General features: G+C 68.0%; 13 protein-coding genes. 4 read left to right on the plus strand and 9 right to left on the minus strand.

The features are described 5' to 3' along the window. Positions 1-10: 10 nt before the first annotated feature. Positions 11-751, minus strand: coding sequence for a hypothetical protein (locus AC1RQG_RS15310; protein WP_493132818.1), 741 nt, complete (start codon positions 749-751; stop codon positions 11-13). Positions 752-796: 45 nt separating this feature from the next. Beyond that, the gene (locus tag AC1RQG_RS15315; RefSeq protein ID WP_493132820.1) at positions 797-1,378 is read right to left on the minus strand and encodes a Spy/CpxP family protein refolding chaperone; all 582 of its coding nucleotides are present in this window, start codon (positions 1,376-1,378) and stop codon (positions 797-799) included. 187 nt (positions 1,379-1,565) lie between these two features. Here AC1RQG_RS15315 and AC1RQG_RS15320 point away from each other — a divergent pair, with 187 nt between their 5' ends. Next, positions 1,566-2,255 carry a response regulator gene (locus AC1RQG_RS15320; RefSeq protein WP_493132823.1) on the plus strand — a complete coding sequence of 230 codons (690 nt, stop codon included), beginning with the start codon at positions 1,566-1,568 and terminating at the stop codon, positions 2,253-2,255. Positions 2,256-2,258: 3 nt separating this feature from the next. After that, positions 2,259-3,845 carry a sensor histidine kinase gene (locus tag AC1RQG_RS15325; protein WP_493132826.1) on the plus strand — a complete coding sequence of 529 codons (1,587 nt, stop codon included), beginning with the start codon at positions 2,259-2,261 and terminating at the stop codon, positions 3,843-3,845. A gap of 33 nt (positions 3,846-3,878) precedes the next feature. Here AC1RQG_RS15325 and AC1RQG_RS15330 read toward each other — a convergent pair whose 3' ends face one another. From AC1RQG_RS15330 to AC1RQG_RS15345, 4 genes are read right to left on the minus strand one after another with little or no spacing between them, the layout of a single operon-like run. Further along, positions 3,879-5,126, minus strand: a complete 1,248-nt coding sequence (locus AC1RQG_RS15330; RefSeq protein WP_493132829.1) for a TolC family protein — start codon at positions 5,124-5,126, stop codon at positions 3,879-3,881. After that, positions 5,123-5,443 carry a DUF3240 family protein gene (locus AC1RQG_RS15335; RefSeq protein WP_493132831.1) on the minus strand — a complete coding sequence of 107 codons (321 nt, stop codon included), beginning with the start codon at positions 5,441-5,443 and terminating at the stop codon, positions 5,123-5,125. Before AC1RQG_RS15335 ends, AC1RQG_RS15330 begins: the two co-directional genes overlap by 4 nt. A 26-nt stretch (positions 5,444-5,469) precedes the next feature. Then, positions 5,470-8,532: an efflux RND transporter permease subunit gene (locus AC1RQG_RS15340; RefSeq protein ID WP_493132834.1), complete on the minus strand. Its 3,063-nt coding sequence runs from the start codon at positions 8,530-8,532 to the stop codon at positions 5,470-5,472. Beyond that, a complete protein-coding gene (locus AC1RQG_RS15345) occupies positions 8,532-9,680 on the minus strand; it encodes an efflux RND transporter periplasmic adaptor subunit (RefSeq protein ID WP_493132836.1) in 1,149 nt (382 codons plus the stop codon). Before AC1RQG_RS15345 ends, AC1RQG_RS15340 begins: the two co-directional genes overlap by 1 nt. Before the next feature lie 151 nt (positions 9,681-9,831). Here AC1RQG_RS15345 and AC1RQG_RS15350 point away from each other — a divergent pair, with 151 nt between their 5' ends. Both AC1RQG_RS15350 and AC1RQG_RS15355 read left to right on the plus strand, forming a co-directional pair. Further along, positions 9,832-10,509, plus strand: coding sequence for a response regulator transcription factor (locus AC1RQG_RS15350; protein WP_493132838.1), 678 nt, complete (start codon positions 9,832-9,834; stop codon positions 10,507-10,509). After that, on the plus strand, positions 10,506-11,897 hold the full coding sequence (locus tag AC1RQG_RS15355; protein ID WP_493132840.1) for an ATP-binding protein: 1,392 nt from the start codon (positions 10,506-10,508) through the stop codon (positions 11,895-11,897). Before AC1RQG_RS15350 ends, AC1RQG_RS15355 begins: the two co-directional genes overlap by 4 nt. Here the strand turns inward: AC1RQG_RS15355 and dcd are convergent. The 3 genes from dcd to AC1RQG_RS15370 all read right to left on the minus strand — a co-directional run bounded on the left by dcd (position 11,894) and on the right by AC1RQG_RS15370 (position 15,979). Beyond that, positions 11,894-12,460 carry a dCTP deaminase gene (gene dcd, locus AC1RQG_RS15360; RefSeq protein ID WP_493132842.1) on the minus strand — a complete coding sequence of 189 codons (567 nt, stop codon included), beginning with the start codon at positions 12,458-12,460 and terminating at the stop codon, positions 11,894-11,896. The two genes, AC1RQG_RS15355 and dcd, sit on opposite strands and share 4 nt — an antisense overlap. Positions 12,461-12,567: 107 nt before the next feature. Further along, positions 12,568-13,407: an alpha/beta fold hydrolase gene (locus AC1RQG_RS15365; RefSeq protein WP_493132844.1), complete on the minus strand. Its 840-nt coding sequence runs from the start codon at positions 13,405-13,407 to the stop codon at positions 12,568-12,570. A gap of 118 nt (positions 13,408-13,525) precedes the next feature. Continuing rightward, positions 13,526-15,979, minus strand: coding sequence for a DNA internalization-related competence protein ComEC/Rec2 (locus AC1RQG_RS15370; protein WP_493132846.1), 2,454 nt, complete (start codon positions 15,977-15,979; stop codon positions 13,526-13,528). Positions 15,980-16,056: the final 77 nt, after the last annotated feature.

The following is a 16,056-nucleotide window of genomic DNA, read 5'->3' on the forward strand; positions in this document are numbered from 1 at the left end:
CGTGCGGCCCTCAGACGGTGGTGTTGATCAGATTGCCGCTGCTGCCGGCGCCCGACAGATTGTTCGACAGCGCTTGCAGGAAGCTGGCCAGCTTGTCGTTGCTGTCGGCGCTGTTGGTACCGCTGGTGCCGCTGGTGCCGCTGGTCCCTCCCAGTTGGTCCAGCAGGTTCTTGAACGTGCTCTCCAGGTCGGAGGTGGCGTCCGTGGCCGAGGTGTCGTCGGTGGCGCTGGTGGCGGTGGCCGTGGAGGTCGATGTTGCGCTGCCCAGTTTGGAGATCAGGCTTTGCAGGTCGGACGCCAGCCGCCCCGGTCCACCGGCGCCACCGGGTCCGCCCATGCCCTGCCCTTGCTGCCCCTGCTGCCCTTCGCCATAAGGGGGTGGACCATCCTCATTGGCGCCGCCTTGTGCGTGCAGCGCGCCCATCAGGCTTTGCAGGAAGCTGCCCAGCGCCTGCGCCACGTTGCCGCCGTCGGTGGACGTCGTATCGCTGGCGGACTTCGTGTCGCCGGTACCGCCGGTGGCGCTGCCGCCCGAGGCGGCGGTGCCCGACGCGGTACCGGTGCTGGTCACGCCGATTTCCTTGAGCGCGTTCGCGATGGCGGCGACAAACCCGCCGCCGTCCGGACGAGCTCCCGGTGGCGGCCCGCCGCGCACCGGGCCGCCGTCACCGGCGGCGGAGGTGGAACTGGCTCTGTTCAAAAAGGTCATCTGGTTGACGGCACTGCCGGAACTGAGGGCGTTGATCGACATCGGGTTCTCCTTGGTTGGGGTGGAGCGGGGAATGGATAGGCGTGATTACTGGCGCGGTGCCCGTGTTGGCTGGCGGCGCTGATCCTGTGGGCGCACATGCTCGTCCAGCTGCTTGCGCTGCTCCGGCGTCAACACGGCCAGCAGTTTCTGCTCCGTGCGCACGTGTTGCAGCATGAGGTTGGCCATGGCCTGGGCACCCGCTTGCGCCAGCGATGCGGCCTTGGCATCGTCGTACTGCGCCGCGCGCGCCAGTTCACGCAGCGCCGCATGTGCCTTGGCGACGGCCTTGCCCTGGTCCCGCAGGTAGGGTTCCTGCGCATGCAGAATGGCGAACACTTTGTCTTGTTGCGCCTCACTCAGCTCGACAGCGCGCAGGAATGGCGGCTCGCCGCCCATGCCAGCGGCGCCGAACGGCATCATGCCGGGCATGGCAGGGCCGCCATGCATGGCTTCCAGCCCGCGCATCGGGTGGCCGTCGTCCATGCCGGGGCCGGGCGGATGGCCGCACGCGGGGCCGGCGCCCGGGGCACCATCGGCCATCGCGGCCACGTCGGCGTGGGCGGCCAGGGGCAAGGCCAGCATCGCGGCCAGCAGGCATGCTTGCATCTTCGTTCTCTTGATATTCATGACAGCGGTCCTTGGTTGTGCATTGGAGCCGCCATTTTCCGGCCGGGTGGTGTAAAGCGCCGTTAGGACAAGGTAAAACCGTGTAAAGACGGCCGTTCAAGGCGGTGTAAAAGCGGGTAAAGCCGGGCCGCCCCCGGTCCCGCTTGCGTTATGATGGCCGCATCCACACTGCCCCACACGCGCTGCAATGAGCAAAGTCCTGCTGATCGACGACGATATCGAACTGGTAAGCATGTTCCAGGAATACCTGGAGCAGGAAGGCTTTGACGTCAAGGCCGTCCACGACGGCGAAGCCGGCACGGCCGAAGCGCTCACTGGCACTTATGCGATCGCCATCCTCGACGTGATGATGCCGCGCATGAACGGACTGGAGACGCTGCGCCGCATCCGCAACAGCAGCCAGCTGCCCATCCTGATGCTGACGGCGCGCGGCGACGACACCGACCGCATCGTGGGCCTGGAGCTGGGCGCGGACGATTACGTGGCCAAGCCTTGTACCCCGCGCGAACTGACGGCCCGCATCCGCGCCATCCTGCGCCGCGCGCAAGCCGCGCCGGCCGATGCCGGCGGCCCCGCCACGCTCAGCGTGGGCCAGCTCACCATGTGGCCGGAACAGCGCCGCGCCGCCTGGGCCGGCGTCAAGCTGCAACTGACCAGCACCGAATTCAACCTGCTCGAAGTGCTGGCCCGTCATGCCGGCCGGCCCGTCAGCAAGAACACCCTGTCCGAACAGGGTTTGGGCCGGCCCATGGCCCGCTTCGACCGCAATATCGACGTCCATCTGAGCAGCCTGCGGCACAAGCTGGGCACCATCGCCGATGGCCGCTCCTGCCTGCAGACCGTGTACCGCCAGGGCTACCAGCTGATCAAGGAATAAGCCGTGGGCCGCCTGTTCTGGAAGTTCTTCCTCTCCATCCTGCTGGCCCAACTGGCGGCCACGGTGGGCATAGGCGGCGCCGTCTGGCTCAAGAACCGCAACGCCGCCAACAACGCCGGCGCCGTCATCGACACCAGCCCGCCGGCCGAAATGGCCATCAACTCGGCCGCCGCCACGCTCGAATTCGGCGGCGCGGATGCGCTGCGCGGCCTGCTGACCGCCATGCGCCACCACCGGGTGTTCGCCGTCGACGCCCAGGGCCGGGAACTGCTGGGCCGCGCGGTCAGCCCGGCCATGCTGGCCGAAGCGCGGGCCTTGTTGAAAGAGGACGATGCCCGCCCCGCCGTGCGCGACGCGCGCGATGCCGGCGGCCGGCACTACCTGTTGTTCCTGCCGTCGCACGAACGGCTGCGCGGTTTCGACGGCGGCTATCCGAACCCGCTGCTGGCCGGCCTGGGCGACCCGCACATGGGCGAGCCGCCCCGTCATGGACCCGGCGACGGCCCCGGCGGGCCACCAACCAAGCCGCGCGACCATGGCTCACAGCCGGCGCCCGATGGCGACGCATTGCGCATGCCGCCACCCGGTCCAGGAGGCGAAGGCGGCCCGCCGCGCGCCAACCCACCGCCCGATGGCCGCAATCCGCGCTTCCAGCCGCTGGCGCCGTACGTGCCCATCGTGGCGGCCATCCTGGCCAGCCTGCTGTTTGCGGTGCTGCTGGCCTGGTATTTCTCGCGTCCGATCCGGGCCCTGCGGGCCGCGTTTGAAGCGGCGGCCGGCGGCGATCTGGCGCCCCGCTTTGTGGATGCCTCCGGCAAGCGCGGTACGGAGCTGAACGATCTGGGGCGCGACTTCGACCGCATGACCGCGCGCCTGCGCAGCCTGATCGACGGCCAGACCCGCTTGCTGCACGACGTTTCGCACGAACTGCGCTCGCCGCTGGCGCGCCTTCAGGCGGCCATCGGGCTGGCGCACCAGCTGCCGGACAAGATGGCGTCGTCGATGGCGCGCATCGAGCGCGAGGGCGTACGCATGGACAAGCTGGTGGGCGAATTGCTCACGCTATCGCGGCTGGAGGCCGGCGCGCTGGGCGCGGGACAGGAGGAGATCAGCATGGCCGACCTGCTGGAGCAGATCGTGGACGATGCCGGTTTCGAGGCGTCGAGCCAGCGCCGCGGCGTGGCATGCGACGGCGAGGCCGACGTGGTGGTGATCGGCCAGGCCGACCTGCTGGCGCGCGCCATCGAGAACGTGGTGCGCAACGCCATCAAGCACAGCCCGGAGGGCGGCACGGTGCTGCTGCAGTTGCGGCCGCGCCCCCACGCGCGCCAGCTTTGCATCCGGGTGCTGGACAACGGACCCGGCGTCGCAGCGGACGAGCTGGCGTCCATCTTCCAGCCCTTCTTCAGGTCCGCCAACACGCGCAACGACACCGACGGCCACGGTCTGGGACTGGCCATCGCCCAGCATGTGGTGCACGCGCACGGCGGCGAGATCACGGCCAGCAACCGGCCCGAGGGTGGGCTGTGCGTGGAGATCGTGCTGCCCATCGGCCAGCGGCACCCGTCGGGGGCGGACGGCACGCCCTGAGCGGCCCCCCTCATCGCGTCCCTGTCGCGGGCCTTACTCCTCGAAGGCCCACAACATATGGGCGTCGAGCTTCAGCCGTGCATAGGCTTGCAGCGCATCCAGCTGGGCCGTTTGGGCCGCCAGCGCCGCATCCAGCGATTGCCGCCGCGCCAGCAACGCCTCGCTCAGACTGACTTCGCCCGCCGCATACGCCTTCATCATCAATGCTGCCTGGCGTTCGCTTTGCTGCGCGATGCTGTCCATGGTTTGCCAGATCTGGCGGCTATGGCCACTGTCGAGCACCACCCGGCGCGCTCCCGCATCGACGCGGATGCGCGCCATGTCGAGCCGTTCCTTGGCCTGCTCCGCGCGCGCGGTGGCGGCGCGCGTGTCCGCGCCGCGACCCGCGCCCGGCAACGGCATCGACAGCACCAGCCCCAGCACCCGCTCCTGGCCACCCCGTTCACGGCTGGCGCGCACGCTCACGGTGGGATCGGGCATGCGCTCGGCGCTGGCGCGGCGCGCCTGCTGTGCGGCCAGTTGCGCCGACGATTCGGCCAGTTCCAACTCGTGATTGTGGCCCACGATGCTGGCCACCCAGCTATCGGCCGAGCCTTCCGGCTCCTGCGGCGCGGGCAGGTCTGAAGCCGGCGCGGCCGGCAAGCCGGGATAATTCGACCGCAGTAGCTGCTGCGCCAACGCGCCGCGCTGGCGCGCCTGCTGCAATTGCGCCGCCACGCGTGCCTGCTCCGTCTCCGCCTGCAACTGCTCCAGCGCCGCGCCATCGCCCGCCTTCACGCGCTGCGTGGCGACGCGCACCAGTTGCCCCGCCAGCGCGTGCTGCTGCTCCAGCCGCGCCACCGCGACGTTCTCGCGCACGGCGGAGAACCAGTCCGCCATCAACGTGCGGCCGGCTTCGTGCCACGCGTCCTCGTGGGCCGCCTGCGCCACGGCCACACCGGTGGCGCCGATGGCGGCATCCTGCGCGGCCTTGCCGAACCAGCGCACGGGGCGTTCCAGGGCGACTTCCTGTTCGCGCCACGTGGGTCCGGCCAGCTCGTTGCGCGTGCTCACGCCGGCGCGCACCGTCCATTCATGTCGCCCCGCTTCCAGCCCGGCCTTGTTGGCCTGGGCCAGCTCGCCCTGCAAGGCCACTTCGCGCAACTGCGGCATGGCGGCCAGCACCTGCCGCACCGTGGCCTCGGGCGGCAGCAACGCCAACGCCGGGTCGGCGGCGTGCTGGGCGAAGGCTGGCGCACCGGCCAGCAGCGCGCATATCGACAGCACCACTAAGCGTTTCATGCCAGCCTCCCGAACGCGAGCACCGGCGTGAGCCACCACGCCACTTCGGGATTGCGCAGTTCCGCCGCCAGCGCCGCCACCAGCGCTTTCAGGCCGTCCACCGTGCCCACCACGTGCACCAGCTTGCGCCGGCAACGGCCCTGCACCTGTTCCAGCGTCGTATGCAGGGTGGCGCCCTTGCCCATGCCCTGCGCGTCCACCACGGAGAAGCCCGGCGCCTGCTCGGGGCGCAGCAGCAGGAAGTCCAGCACGTCGCCTTCGAGCGCGCCGGGGATGGCCAGCGTCAACATGGCCTCGTATTTGATATCGGTACTCATGCTCATTTTCTTTGCACTCTCTTTTCTTAACGTTGCCGCGCCACGCCGAAACGGCGGAACAGCAGCGGCAACAGGATCAGGGTCAGCGACGTTGCGCTCAGCAGGCCACCCGTGACGACGATGGCCAGCGGCTTCTGGATCTCGGAACCGGGTCCGCTGGCCAGCAGCAGCGGCACCAGGCCGAAGCCCGTGATGCAAGCCGTCATCAGCACGGGCCGCAGGCGGCGCAGGGCGCCTTCCACCACCACCTCAGCCAGCGGCATGCCGCGCGCCAGCAACTGGTTGAAGCAGGTGATCATCACCAGCCCGTTCAGCACGGCGATACCCATCAACGCGATGAAGCCAACGGAGGCCGGCACGGACAGGTACTGCCCCGTCACGGCCAGGGCCACCACGCCGCCCACCAGCGCGAACGGGATGTTCACGAACACCAGCAACGCCTGCCGCACGCTGTGCAAGGTGGCGAACAGCAGCAGGAAGATCAGCGCCAGCGCCACCGGCACCACCATGCCCAAACGGGCCGCCGCGCGCTGCTGGTTCTCGAACTGGCCACCCCACGCCATGCGGTAGCCGGGCGGCAGCGGCACCAGCTTGGCCACCCGCGCCTTGGCCTCGTCGACAAAGCCCACCAGGTCGCGGCCCCGGACGTTGGCGCGCACCACCACCATGCGCGACGCGTTCTCCCGTTCCACCTTGACCGGGCCGTCCACCATGCGCAGCGCCGCCAGGTGGCCGAGCGACAGCGCGTCGCCGCCCTCCTGCGGCAGGCGCAGTTGCTGGAACAGGTCGGGCGAGCGCTGCAAATCGTCCGCGCCCCGCAACAGCAGGGGAACACGGCGGTTCTGCTCCACCACCACCCCTACCGTGCGCCCTTCCACCAGTGTGCGCAGGTCGTTCTGCACCTGGTCGCCATTCAAGCCGGCGCGGCCCACGGCGGCCCGGTCCAGCTCCACTTGCAGGTACTGCACGCCGCTGTTTTTGATGGTCAGCACATCCTCACTGCCAGGGACGGCCTGCACGGCGGCCACCACAGCGTCGGCCAGCGCGCCGAGCCGCTTGAGGTCGGGACCGTAGATTTTCACGGCCAGGTCGCCCCGCACGCCGGACAGCATTTCGGACGTGCGCATCTCGATCGGCTGGGTGAAGCTGATGTTCAGGCCGGGGAAGCCCGCTGTGGCCGCGCGCAAGGCGTCGATCAGCACTTCCTTGTCCTGGCTGCGCCATTGGGCGCGCGGCTTCAGCACGAGGAAGCTGTCCGTCTCGTTCAGGCCCATCGGGTCCAGCCCCAGTTCATCGGAACCGAGACGGGCCACGATGCGCGACACCTCCGGCACCTGGGCCAGGATGCGCTGCTGCAGCGCCATGTCCAGCCGCGCCGATTCCTGCAGGTTCACCGACGGCAGCTTCTCGATCTGCATGATGATGTCGCCCTCATCCAGCGTGGGCATGAACGACTTGCCGATGAACGGGAACAGCACCGCCGCCAGCACCAGCGCCGCCACCGCCCCCACGGCCACCTTGCGGCCGTGGCCGAGCGCCACCGCCAGCAGCCTGCGGTACTGGCGTTCCAGCCATTGCACCAGCCGGGGCGCGTCGCCGTGATGGTCCTTCAGCAGCAGCGAGGCCAGCACGGGGATCACCGTCAGCGACAGCAGCAGCGAGGCCGCCAGCGCGAAGATGATGGTCAGCGCCACGGGGCCGAACAGTTTGCCCTCCAGTCCTTGCAGCGACAGCAGCGGCAGGAACACGATCATGATGACCAGCATGCCGGCCGTCACCGGCAGCGCCACTTCGCGCACGGCGCGGTAGATCACGTGCAGGCGCGCCAGCTTGGGGCCGGGCGTGTTGCCATGCGCCTCGATGTTCTCCACCACGACGACGGCCGCGTCCACCAGCATGCCGATGGCGATCGCCAGGCCGCCGAGCGACATCAGGTTGGCGCTCAGGCCATAGGCTTGCATCAGCACGAAGGTGCCCAGCGCGGCCAGCGGCAGGATGCACGCCACCACCAGCGCCGAGCGCAGGTTGCCAAGGAACAGATACAGCAGCAGCACCACCAGCACGGTCGCCTCGCCCAGCGCCGAGGTGACGGTGCCCACGGCGCGCTCCACCAGGTTGCCGCGGTCATAGAAGGTCTTGATGCTGGTGCCGGCGGGCAGGGTCTTGCCGATCAGCGCCAGTTTGTCGCGCACCTCGTTGACCACCTGCTGCGCGTTGGCGCCGCGCATGGACAGCACCAGCGCCTCCACCGCCTCGCCCTTGCCGTTCTCGGTCACGCTGCCATAGCGCGTCAGCTGGCCGATGCGGACGGTGGCCACGTCGCCCACCCGCACCGTCATGCCGTCGCGCGAGGCGACGCTGATGGCGCGCACGTCGTCCAGCGTGCGGATATTGCCGTCGCTGCGCACCAGCAGCGATTCCTCGCCCGCTCCAAGGCGTCCGGCGCCGTCGTTGCGGTTGTTGTTCTCCAGCGCGGCCTGCAACTGCGACAACGACAGGCGGCGCGCCGCCAGTGCCGTCACGTCGGGCACCACCTCGAAACTGCGCACCAGGCCACCGAGCGTGTTCACTTCGGCCACGCCGGGAATACCGCGCAGTTGCGGGCGGATGGTCCAGTCGAGCAGCGTGCGCTTGTCGGCCAGCGATAGCGGCCCTTCAATGGTGAACATGAACACTTCGCCGAGCGGCGTCGTGATCGGCGCGAGGCCGCCCACCACGTTGGCCGGCAGGTCCTTGAGCACGCCGGCCAGCCGCTCGCTGACCTGCTGGCGGGCCCAGAACACGTCCGTGCCGTCCTGGAAATCGAGCGTCACGTCGGCGATGGCGTATTTGGACTGCGAACGCAGCATCACCTGGCGCGGTATGCCCATCAATTCCTGTTCGATGGGCGCCACGATGCGCGCCTCCACTTCCTCCGGCGTCATGCCGGGCGCTTTCATGATCAGTTTGACCTGGGTGCCGGAGACGTCGGGGAAGGCGTCGATCGGCAGCCCCCGCAGCGCCTGCACGCCGGCCGCGCCCAGCATCAGCGTCAGCACCAGCATCAGGAGGCGCTGCGACAGCGCGAATGCAATCAGACGTTCCAGCATCACTTGGCTCCTTCCGCACCCAGACCAAGCCAGGCGCCCTTGATGGCGGCCACGCCCCGCACCGCCACCTGGCTACCGGCCGGCAGCGCGCCTTGCACCCACATGGAGTCCGCACCCGCCGGCGCCATCGTCACCGGCACGGCCGCGAAGCCGGTGGTGCGCTGGACGAACACATAGTTGGCCGCGCCGCGCCGCACCAGGGCCGACGACGGCAGCAGCACGCCGCCGGCCGGCTTGGCCGCCACCGTCGCCTGCACATACTGGTTCAATTTCAGGCAGCCTTCGCGCTCCATGCGCGCCCGTACCAGCACGCTCTGGTTGCCTGCATTCAGGTGTGGCGACAGCGCCTGCACCCGCGCGGCGCCGCATCCGACCACCTGCACCGTATCGCCCACGTGCAGTTGCGCAGCCAGTTGCGGCGTGGCCTGCAGTTCCAGCCACAGGGCGCCGGATTTGGCGATGCGGGCCAGCGGCGCGCCCGCCTCCACCCGCTGGCCGGGCGACAGCGGCAAATCGAGCAAGGTGCCGGCCGCACCCGCAGTCAGCGTCAGCGCCGGCGACATGGCTTGTTTTTCCAGCAAGCGCTGCAACTGGGCTTGTCCCATCCCGGCCGCGCGCAGCGCGTGGCGCCGCTCGCTGGCCATCACGGACGCCTGCATCGAGGCCGCCCGGCTTTCCTCCAGCCGGGAACGGGCAATCACGCCATCCGCAAACAGGGCTTCGTCGCGGGTCAGTTTGCGTCGCGCGAGCGTGGCCTGGGTGGCCAGTTGCAGGTAATCGCGCTGCCACTCGACCAGCTGCTGACTGAACAAGGTGACAACAGCGGTGCTGGCGCGCACTTCCTGCAGCGGGCTCACATGGATCTGCTGCACCACCCCAGCCACGATGCTGCTCACAACAGCCGTGCCCTCGGGCGCCGCCACCACGGTGCCGGCCAGTTGCTGGCCGCTGCTGCCGCCATCGGGCGACGGCGCCCCGGCCGCCACCGTCTGCACGCCGGCGCGGCGCTGCTGGGTCGCGTCAAGTTTGATGATTTCCTCCGCCGGGGCTTGCGCCCGCGCGGGCCAGGAGGCGATGGCCAGCGCGCACGCCAGCAGCAACAATTGACCGCGTCGGGCGGCGCCAGTGGGGGTAGGTATGGATATCATGACAGCCTGTGGATGTGTGGTGAATGCTGCGGATCATGGGCGAAACTTGTTAAGAGCTTCTTAACAACTGCGCCCTACCATGGGATCATGCTAGCGAGAGGCTGCCCGCCCTGTCTGCGCGGCAGATCATAAAATTATTGGAAAGGACGCCATGCGCATCTTGTTGGTCGAGGATGATCCCCAGCTTGGACGGGCCACGCAGATCGGTCTGGACCAGTCGAACTACGCCGTCGACTGGGTGCAGTCGGCCGAAAGCGCGCTGACGGCCGCCCGCCTGCACCACTACGACTGCGTGCTGCTGGACCTGGGCCTGCCCCAGATGGACGGCATGCAGGTGCTGCGCACCCTGCGCGCCAACGGCTACGCCGGCGCGGTCCTGATCGTGACGGCGCGCGACCAGGTGCCCGACCGCATCGCCGGCCTCGATGGCGGCGCGGACGATTTCATCATCAAACCGTTCGACCTGGACGAACTGGCCGCCCGCATCCGCGCCGCCAGCCGCCGCGCGGCCGGGCGCACGCGGGAACTGCTTACCCACGGCACGCTGGAAATCGACACGGCCGCGCGCCAGGTGCGCAGCGCCGGCCAGCCCGTGCCGCTGACGAACAAAGAATATGGCATCCTGCTGATGCTGGTGGAGAACCGGGGTCGGGTGCTGAGCCGCGAACAATTGGAGGAGACCCTGTACAGCTGGGGCGAGGAGGTGGAAAGCAACGCGATCCAGGTCCACATCCACCACCTGCGCCGAAAACTGGGCAAGGAATTGATCCGCACCGTGCATGCGGTAGGCTACACCATCGACCCGGCGCCGGCCGGCCCCACGCCATGACGGCGGCCCCCGCCGCACGCAGCTGGTCGCTGCGGCGCACGCTGCTCATGGTGCTGCTTAGCCTCACCTGCGCCGTGTGGGCCGTGAGCGCTTTCACCGTCTACCTGGAAGCGGATCGCGAGAGCCAGGAACAGTTCGATCAGTCGTTGACGGAAGCGGCGCACCTGTTGCTCACCCTGGCCGCGCACGAGGTGGAGGAAGGCCAGGGCGTGGACCCGACGGCGCTGGACGAGCACGATGACCTGATGCACGGCGAGTACCTGATCTTCCAGTTGTGGGACAAGGAAGGCCATCTGCTGTACAAAAGCGCCGCCGCACCCGAGCAGCCGCTCGCAAAAGCCGACGGACTGGGATGGACCAGCATCGAAACACGCCGCTGGCGCACCTACACCAGTTGGGACGGCAAGGGCCATCTACAGATCCAGCTGGCCGAACCGGCCAGTCACCGTCAGGAAATCAGCGACAAGTTCGCCCACCGCATCGCCGGCTACGCGTTGCTGGCGGTGCCGCTACTGGCCGGCGCCATCTGGTGGAGCATCAACCGCGTCTTCCGTACCTTACAGCGCAGCGCCGGTGAAGTGGCCCAGCGCACGCCCAATGAACTGCGCGAAGTGAGCGTGGACGGCGCGCCGACGGAAGTGCAGCCGCTGCTGCGGGCCATCAACCACCTGTTCGAGCGGGTGCGGCTGACGCTGGAGCACGAGCAGCGCTTCACGGCAGACGCGGCGCACGAGCTGCGCACGCCGCTGGCCGCCATCAAGACCAATCTGCAGGTGATCCAGCGCGCCCGCAACGACGCCGAGCGCAACGAATTCCTGGCCGGCCTGGGCGCCAGTGTGGACCGGGCCAGCCGTCTGGTGGACCAGTTGATGACGCTGTCGCGGCTGGAACCGCAGACGGGCGCCCACCCTGCCCTGCAATCGCTGGACCTGTGCCAACTGCTGGCCGCGCAGGTGCCGGCACTGCGCGAACAGGCACGCCGCCACGGCCTGCAACTGGAGACGGAGTTATCCCCGGCGCGCTGCATGCTGGACCCGGACAGCATCCACATCCTGTTGCGTAACCTGTGCGACAACGCCATGCGCTACACGCCGCAACCGGGCGTGGTGCGCCTGTCGTGCCACCGCGAGGGGGAGCAAGTGTGCCTGGAGGTGGCCGATACCGGGCCGGGGATTCCGCCCGCAATGCGCGAACGCGTGTTCGACCGCTTCTTCCGGCTGGCGGACGCGAATCAACCGGGCAGCGGCCTGGGACTGTCCATCGTGCGCCGCGTGGCGGATGCCCACGGCGCCACTGTACGACTGGGCGATGGACTCGATGGACGAGGACTAGGGGTGCAGGTGCTGTTTCCTGCCGGGGCTAGCCCCCGGCATCGTCTTCCGGCTTAGGCTTTCGGCAGGGTCACGCCGTGCTGGCCCTGGTATTTGCCGTTGCGGTCCTTGTACGACGTTTCGCACACTTCGTCGCTTTCGAAGAACAGCACCTGGGCGCAGCCTTCACCGGCGTAGATCTTGGCCGGCAGCGGCGTGGTGTTGGAGAATTCCAGCGTGACGTAGCCTTCCCACTCGGGCTCGAACGGGGTCACGTTGACGATGATGCCGCAGCGGGCGTAGGTCGATTTACCCAGGCAGACCGTCAGCACGTTGCGCGGAATGCGGAAGTACTCGATGGTGCGCGCCAGCGCGAACGAGTTGGGCGGGATGATGCAAACGTCGCTCTTGACGTCCACGAACGAGTTCGAATCGAAGTTCTTCGGATCGACGATGGTGCTGTTGATGTTCGTGAAAATCTTGAATTCGTCGGCGCAGCGGATATCGTAACCATAGGACGAGGTGCCGTAGGAGATGACCTTGCGGCCGTCCTGCGCGCGCACCTGGCCGGGCTCGAACGGCTCGATCATATTGTGCTGCTCCGCCATCCGGCGTATCCATTTATCGCTCTTAATCGTCATTGCAAAGGTACCTCAAAAGTGGGAACGGCTGGTCCGCGCGGGCCGGCGCGGCGCTTTTGCACGCGATTTTACGCGAAACGGGCACTCAGCTGAAGGTTTTGATGGGCTCAAGCATGCGCTGGCAGCCTTTTTTGGGGACGCACACGGCGTTGGTCCGCCAGCAGCGCCTTGATCATCTCGGACGTGGCCTTGGCCGCCAGCTCGGGCGACTCCATGGGGAACAGGTGCCCGCCCGGCAGCAGGCGGAAATGCTCGCCCACCAGCGCCTGGGTGTGGTCGAGGCCCGACTGGCTGGTCTCCCACGAATCCGTACCGCCGATGAAACCGATCGGCACGGGGAAGCGGCCACGCATCATCGCACCCAGGTGGTGCGGCAGGCTGCGGTAGACGGCCGTCTCGATTTCGCGGGTGAAGCGCAATTGCACGCCCTCCGGGTGCGGTTTCAGGCCATGCTCCATGTAGTCGCGCAGCACGCCGGGCGCCCAGGCCGCGAACAGGTCTTTGCTCACGAAGTGCTGGTAGGCCGCCTCCGCGTCCGGCCACACGAAGCGGCGGCGGGCCGAGAACCGGGCCGGCGAATACTTGTCCGCGCCCTTGGTCAGCTTCATCACGCGCCAGAACAAGGCGCGCCAGCCGGCCACCACGGGCGAGTCGAGCATGACGACGCAGCGCACCAGGTCCGGGCGCTTGTGGGCCACCATGAGACTGAGCATTCCACCCAGCGAATGGCCGAGCAGGATGACGGGTTCCTGGTAGCGCGCCGTCAGTTCGGCGATGTATTCGTCCACCAGCGCATCCCAGCAATCGGTGACGGGATATAGCGGATTATGGGCGTGCATGTCGAGCGCCTGGATATCGAATTCTTTGCCCAAGTGTTCAAAAAACTGGCGGTAGGTGCCGGCCGGGTAACTATTGGCGTGGGCGAAATGCAGCTGGGGCTTGCTCATGTTTTTATGCTAACGCCTTGCGGTACAAGGCGGTCTCCGTGCGGTGGTGATCATTTCATTGTAATGGAGGCGCGGCGGGGGTGTTGGTGGAGGTGCTCTAAATTTCGCCCATCCTCTGTCAGCGGCCGTACCAGTAACGCCTGTGCGCGTCCCGAAACCCTTCCACATACACGCCGTCACTGAACGTCAAGGTTACCGCGCCCGATTCATCGGTCCGCAATCGTTGTATGCCCAACGCCCCATAGCGCGCATACACCTCAGGTTTGGGATGGTGATAACGGTTGCGGTAACCGACCTGGAACAGTGCGAACCGGGGATGAACCGCCGACAGGAAAGCCGGCGTGGACGAGGTGCCGCTGCCGTGATGCGGTGCGAGCAGCACGTCGGCGCCCAGGACGGCGCCGGCACGCTGCAACAAAGCCGCTTCCTGGGGCGCTTCAATGTCGGCGGCCAGCAGCAGTGATTTGCCAGCGGCGCTGATCTTCAGCGTGCAGCCGCGCGCGTTGGGCTTGAGCGTGGAATCGGCGTAACTGACTTGCAACGGATGCAACATCTCAAAGCGTACGCCATCCCATTCCCAGCGCTGTCCAGCCTCGCAGTGCCGATGCTGGCGGGCGGCGCGCACGATGGCATGGTCGGGTGGCAGCGACGATAGCACCCAACCCACGGGCAGCGCCGCCAGCACGGCCAGCGCGCCGCCGGAATGATCGCTGTCGCTGTGGGTGACGATCATGCCATCCAGCCTCGATATGCCGCGCGCACCCAGATATGGCAGGATGACCCGGTTGCCGCCGTTCGACACGTCCGAGTACAGCGGCCCTGTGTCGTACAACAGGCGGTGGCCGCTGGTCTCGATCAGCAGCGCCATGCCCTGCCCCACGTCGAACGCCGTTACGCGCATGGCGCCTGCGCGCGGGTGCGTGGGCGTGGCGGCCAGCAGCGGTATCCAGGTCGCCAATCCCAGCCAGCGCACGGGCCAGCCGCGCGGCGCCAGCATCCACACGGTGCCGAACAGGGCCCAGCAGAACAGCCAGAACGGCGGCGTGGGCGCGTTCCAGACGGCGAGCGGCAGGCCACTGAACCACTGCAAACAAGCCGCCAGCACCTGTACGATGAGGTGCGCCAGTCCCAGCACGGGAACCGCGAGCGCCATGGGCAGCACGCTGCCCACCAGCGACAGCGGCGTGACGACCAGACTGACCAGCGGTATCGCCACCGCATTGGCCAGCGGACTGACGATCGAGACCTGCGCGAACAGCAGCATCGACAATGGCACCAGGCCCATCGTCACCGCATATTGCGTGTTCGCGCCCAGCCGCAAGACCTCCCACAGCCGCCGATGGCGCGGCAACGGCGCGTCCTTGGTCGAACGGACGACGGTGCGGCCCACCGTCGCGTACAGGATCACGGCCACCGCGCCGAACGAGAGCCAGAAGCCGGGCCACAGCACGGCCCAGGGATCAAGCACCACCACCACACCGAGCGCGGCGCAAAGCACGTAGGACACGCAGGCGATCCGGTCCAGCCACAGCGCCGTGGCCACCACCACCAGCATGTACAGCGTGCGCTGGGCTGGCACGCCGAAGCCGGCCAGCAGCACGTACAACAGCGCCACGCCGGCGCCGGTCAGCGCCGCCACTTTTTGTGCGGGCAGGATCAGCGGCAGTTGCCAGCGCGTGAAGAACGAGCGACGCCAGAGCGCGGAGACGGCCAGCGAGAACAGCCCCGCCACCATCGTGATATGCAAGCCGGAGATGGAAATGAGGTGCCCGATCCCTGTGCGGTTGAACACTTTCCAGTCCGATTGCGCGATGCCGCGCTGGTCGCCCACCACCAGCGCCACGATGACGCCCGCGTATTCCTTACCCGGCAACGCGCGCTGGATCCGGTCGCGCAGCACGGCGCGGCAGTGTTCCACCACATGGCCGAAACTGAGCACGAAACTATCGAGCCGCCGGTTCGCCGCCGATGGCCGCACGTAGCCGGTGGCGCGCAGCCCCTGCTCCAGCAACCACACCTCGTAGTCGAATCCATAGGGATTGGCATTGCCGTGCGGCCGTTGCAGACGCACGGCCAGTTGCCAGCGTTCGCCCGGCTGCACGTCGCCAAACGCGACGCCGTCCGAAAACGCGACCGTGCCATACGCAGATTGGCGAGTCGCGTCGGGCGCATCGGCTACTGCACCACGGCGGTTGGCGTACCACGCCAGCGACAGGTTGGCCGGCACGTGGATGGCTGCGCCCATCACCCGTTCGACGGCGAAATTGAACCGCACGCCATCGCCGAATCGAAATGGCAGATTGGCGACGGTGCCAACCAAGACGATATCGCGTCCTTCATCGGCCTTCTCCAGCTGATCGGCCAGCGCACTGCGCGCCTGCATGGCGGCCCAGCCGAAACCGAGCAGCAGGCCCGCGCCAAACACCAATGCCGTGCGCAGCCAGCCGCCACGCAGCCGATAGCCGGCCAGCGCCAGCAACAAGCCCACTTCGATAACGGGCCATTCCGGCAAAGCCGGCTGCATTTGCAGCAACGCGGCCCCCACCGCGAATCCGAGTATCGTTGTCCGCATCGCTTGCCCGCCGCCTGTCACCCGCTGCCGCATGGGTCGATCCGGCAAATGGTAGCCAAAGCGCGGCGCTAATTCAC

The sequence above is a fragment of the Rugamonas sp. GW822-FHT03B10 genome (genome assembly GCF_058801745.1).

Excerpts from the sequence above, each read along its gene's own strand:
- AC1RQG_RS15310 (WP_493132818.1), bottom strand. The coding sequence starts at position 751 with ATGTCGATCAACGCCCTCAGTTCCGGCAGTGCCGTCAACCAGATGACC.
- AC1RQG_RS15315 (WP_493132820.1), bottom strand. The coding sequence starts at position 1,378 with ATGAATATCAAGAGAACGAAGATGCAAGCATGCCTGCTGGCCGCGATG.
- AC1RQG_RS15320 (WP_493132823.1), top strand. The coding sequence starts at position 1,566 with ATGAGCAAAGTCCTGCTGATCGACGACGATATCGAACTGGTAAGCATG.
- AC1RQG_RS15330 (WP_493132829.1), bottom strand. The coding sequence starts at position 5,126 with ATGAAACGCTTAGTGGTGCTGTCGATATGCGCGCTGCTGGCCGGTGCG.
- AC1RQG_RS15335 (WP_493132831.1), bottom strand. The coding sequence starts at position 5,443 with ATGAGTACCGATATCAAATACGAGGCCATGTTGACGCTGGCCATCCCC.
- AC1RQG_RS15340 (WP_493132834.1), bottom strand. The coding sequence starts at position 8,532 with ATGCTGGAACGTCTGATTGCATTCGCGCTGTCGCAGCGCCTCCTGATG.
- AC1RQG_RS15345 (WP_493132836.1), bottom strand. The coding sequence starts at position 9,680 with ATGATATCCATACCTACCCCCACTGGCGCCGCCCGACGCGGTCAATTG.
- AC1RQG_RS15350 (WP_493132838.1), top strand. The coding sequence starts at position 9,832 with ATGCGCATCTTGTTGGTCGAGGATGATCCCCAGCTTGGACGGGCCACG.
- AC1RQG_RS15355 (WP_493132840.1), top strand. The coding sequence starts at position 10,506 with ATGACGGCGGCCCCCGCCGCACGCAGCTGGTCGCTGCGGCGCACGCTG.
- dcd (WP_493132842.1), bottom strand. The coding sequence starts at position 12,460 with ATGACGATTAAGAGCGATAAATGGATACGCCGGATGGCGGAGCAGCAC.
- AC1RQG_RS15365 (WP_493132844.1), bottom strand. The coding sequence starts at position 13,407 with ATGAGCAAGCCCCAGCTGCATTTCGCCCACGCCAATAGTTACCCGGCC.
- AC1RQG_RS15370 (WP_493132846.1), bottom strand. The coding sequence starts at position 15,979 with ATGCGGACAACGATACTCGGATTCGCGGTGGGGGCCGCGTTGCTGCAA.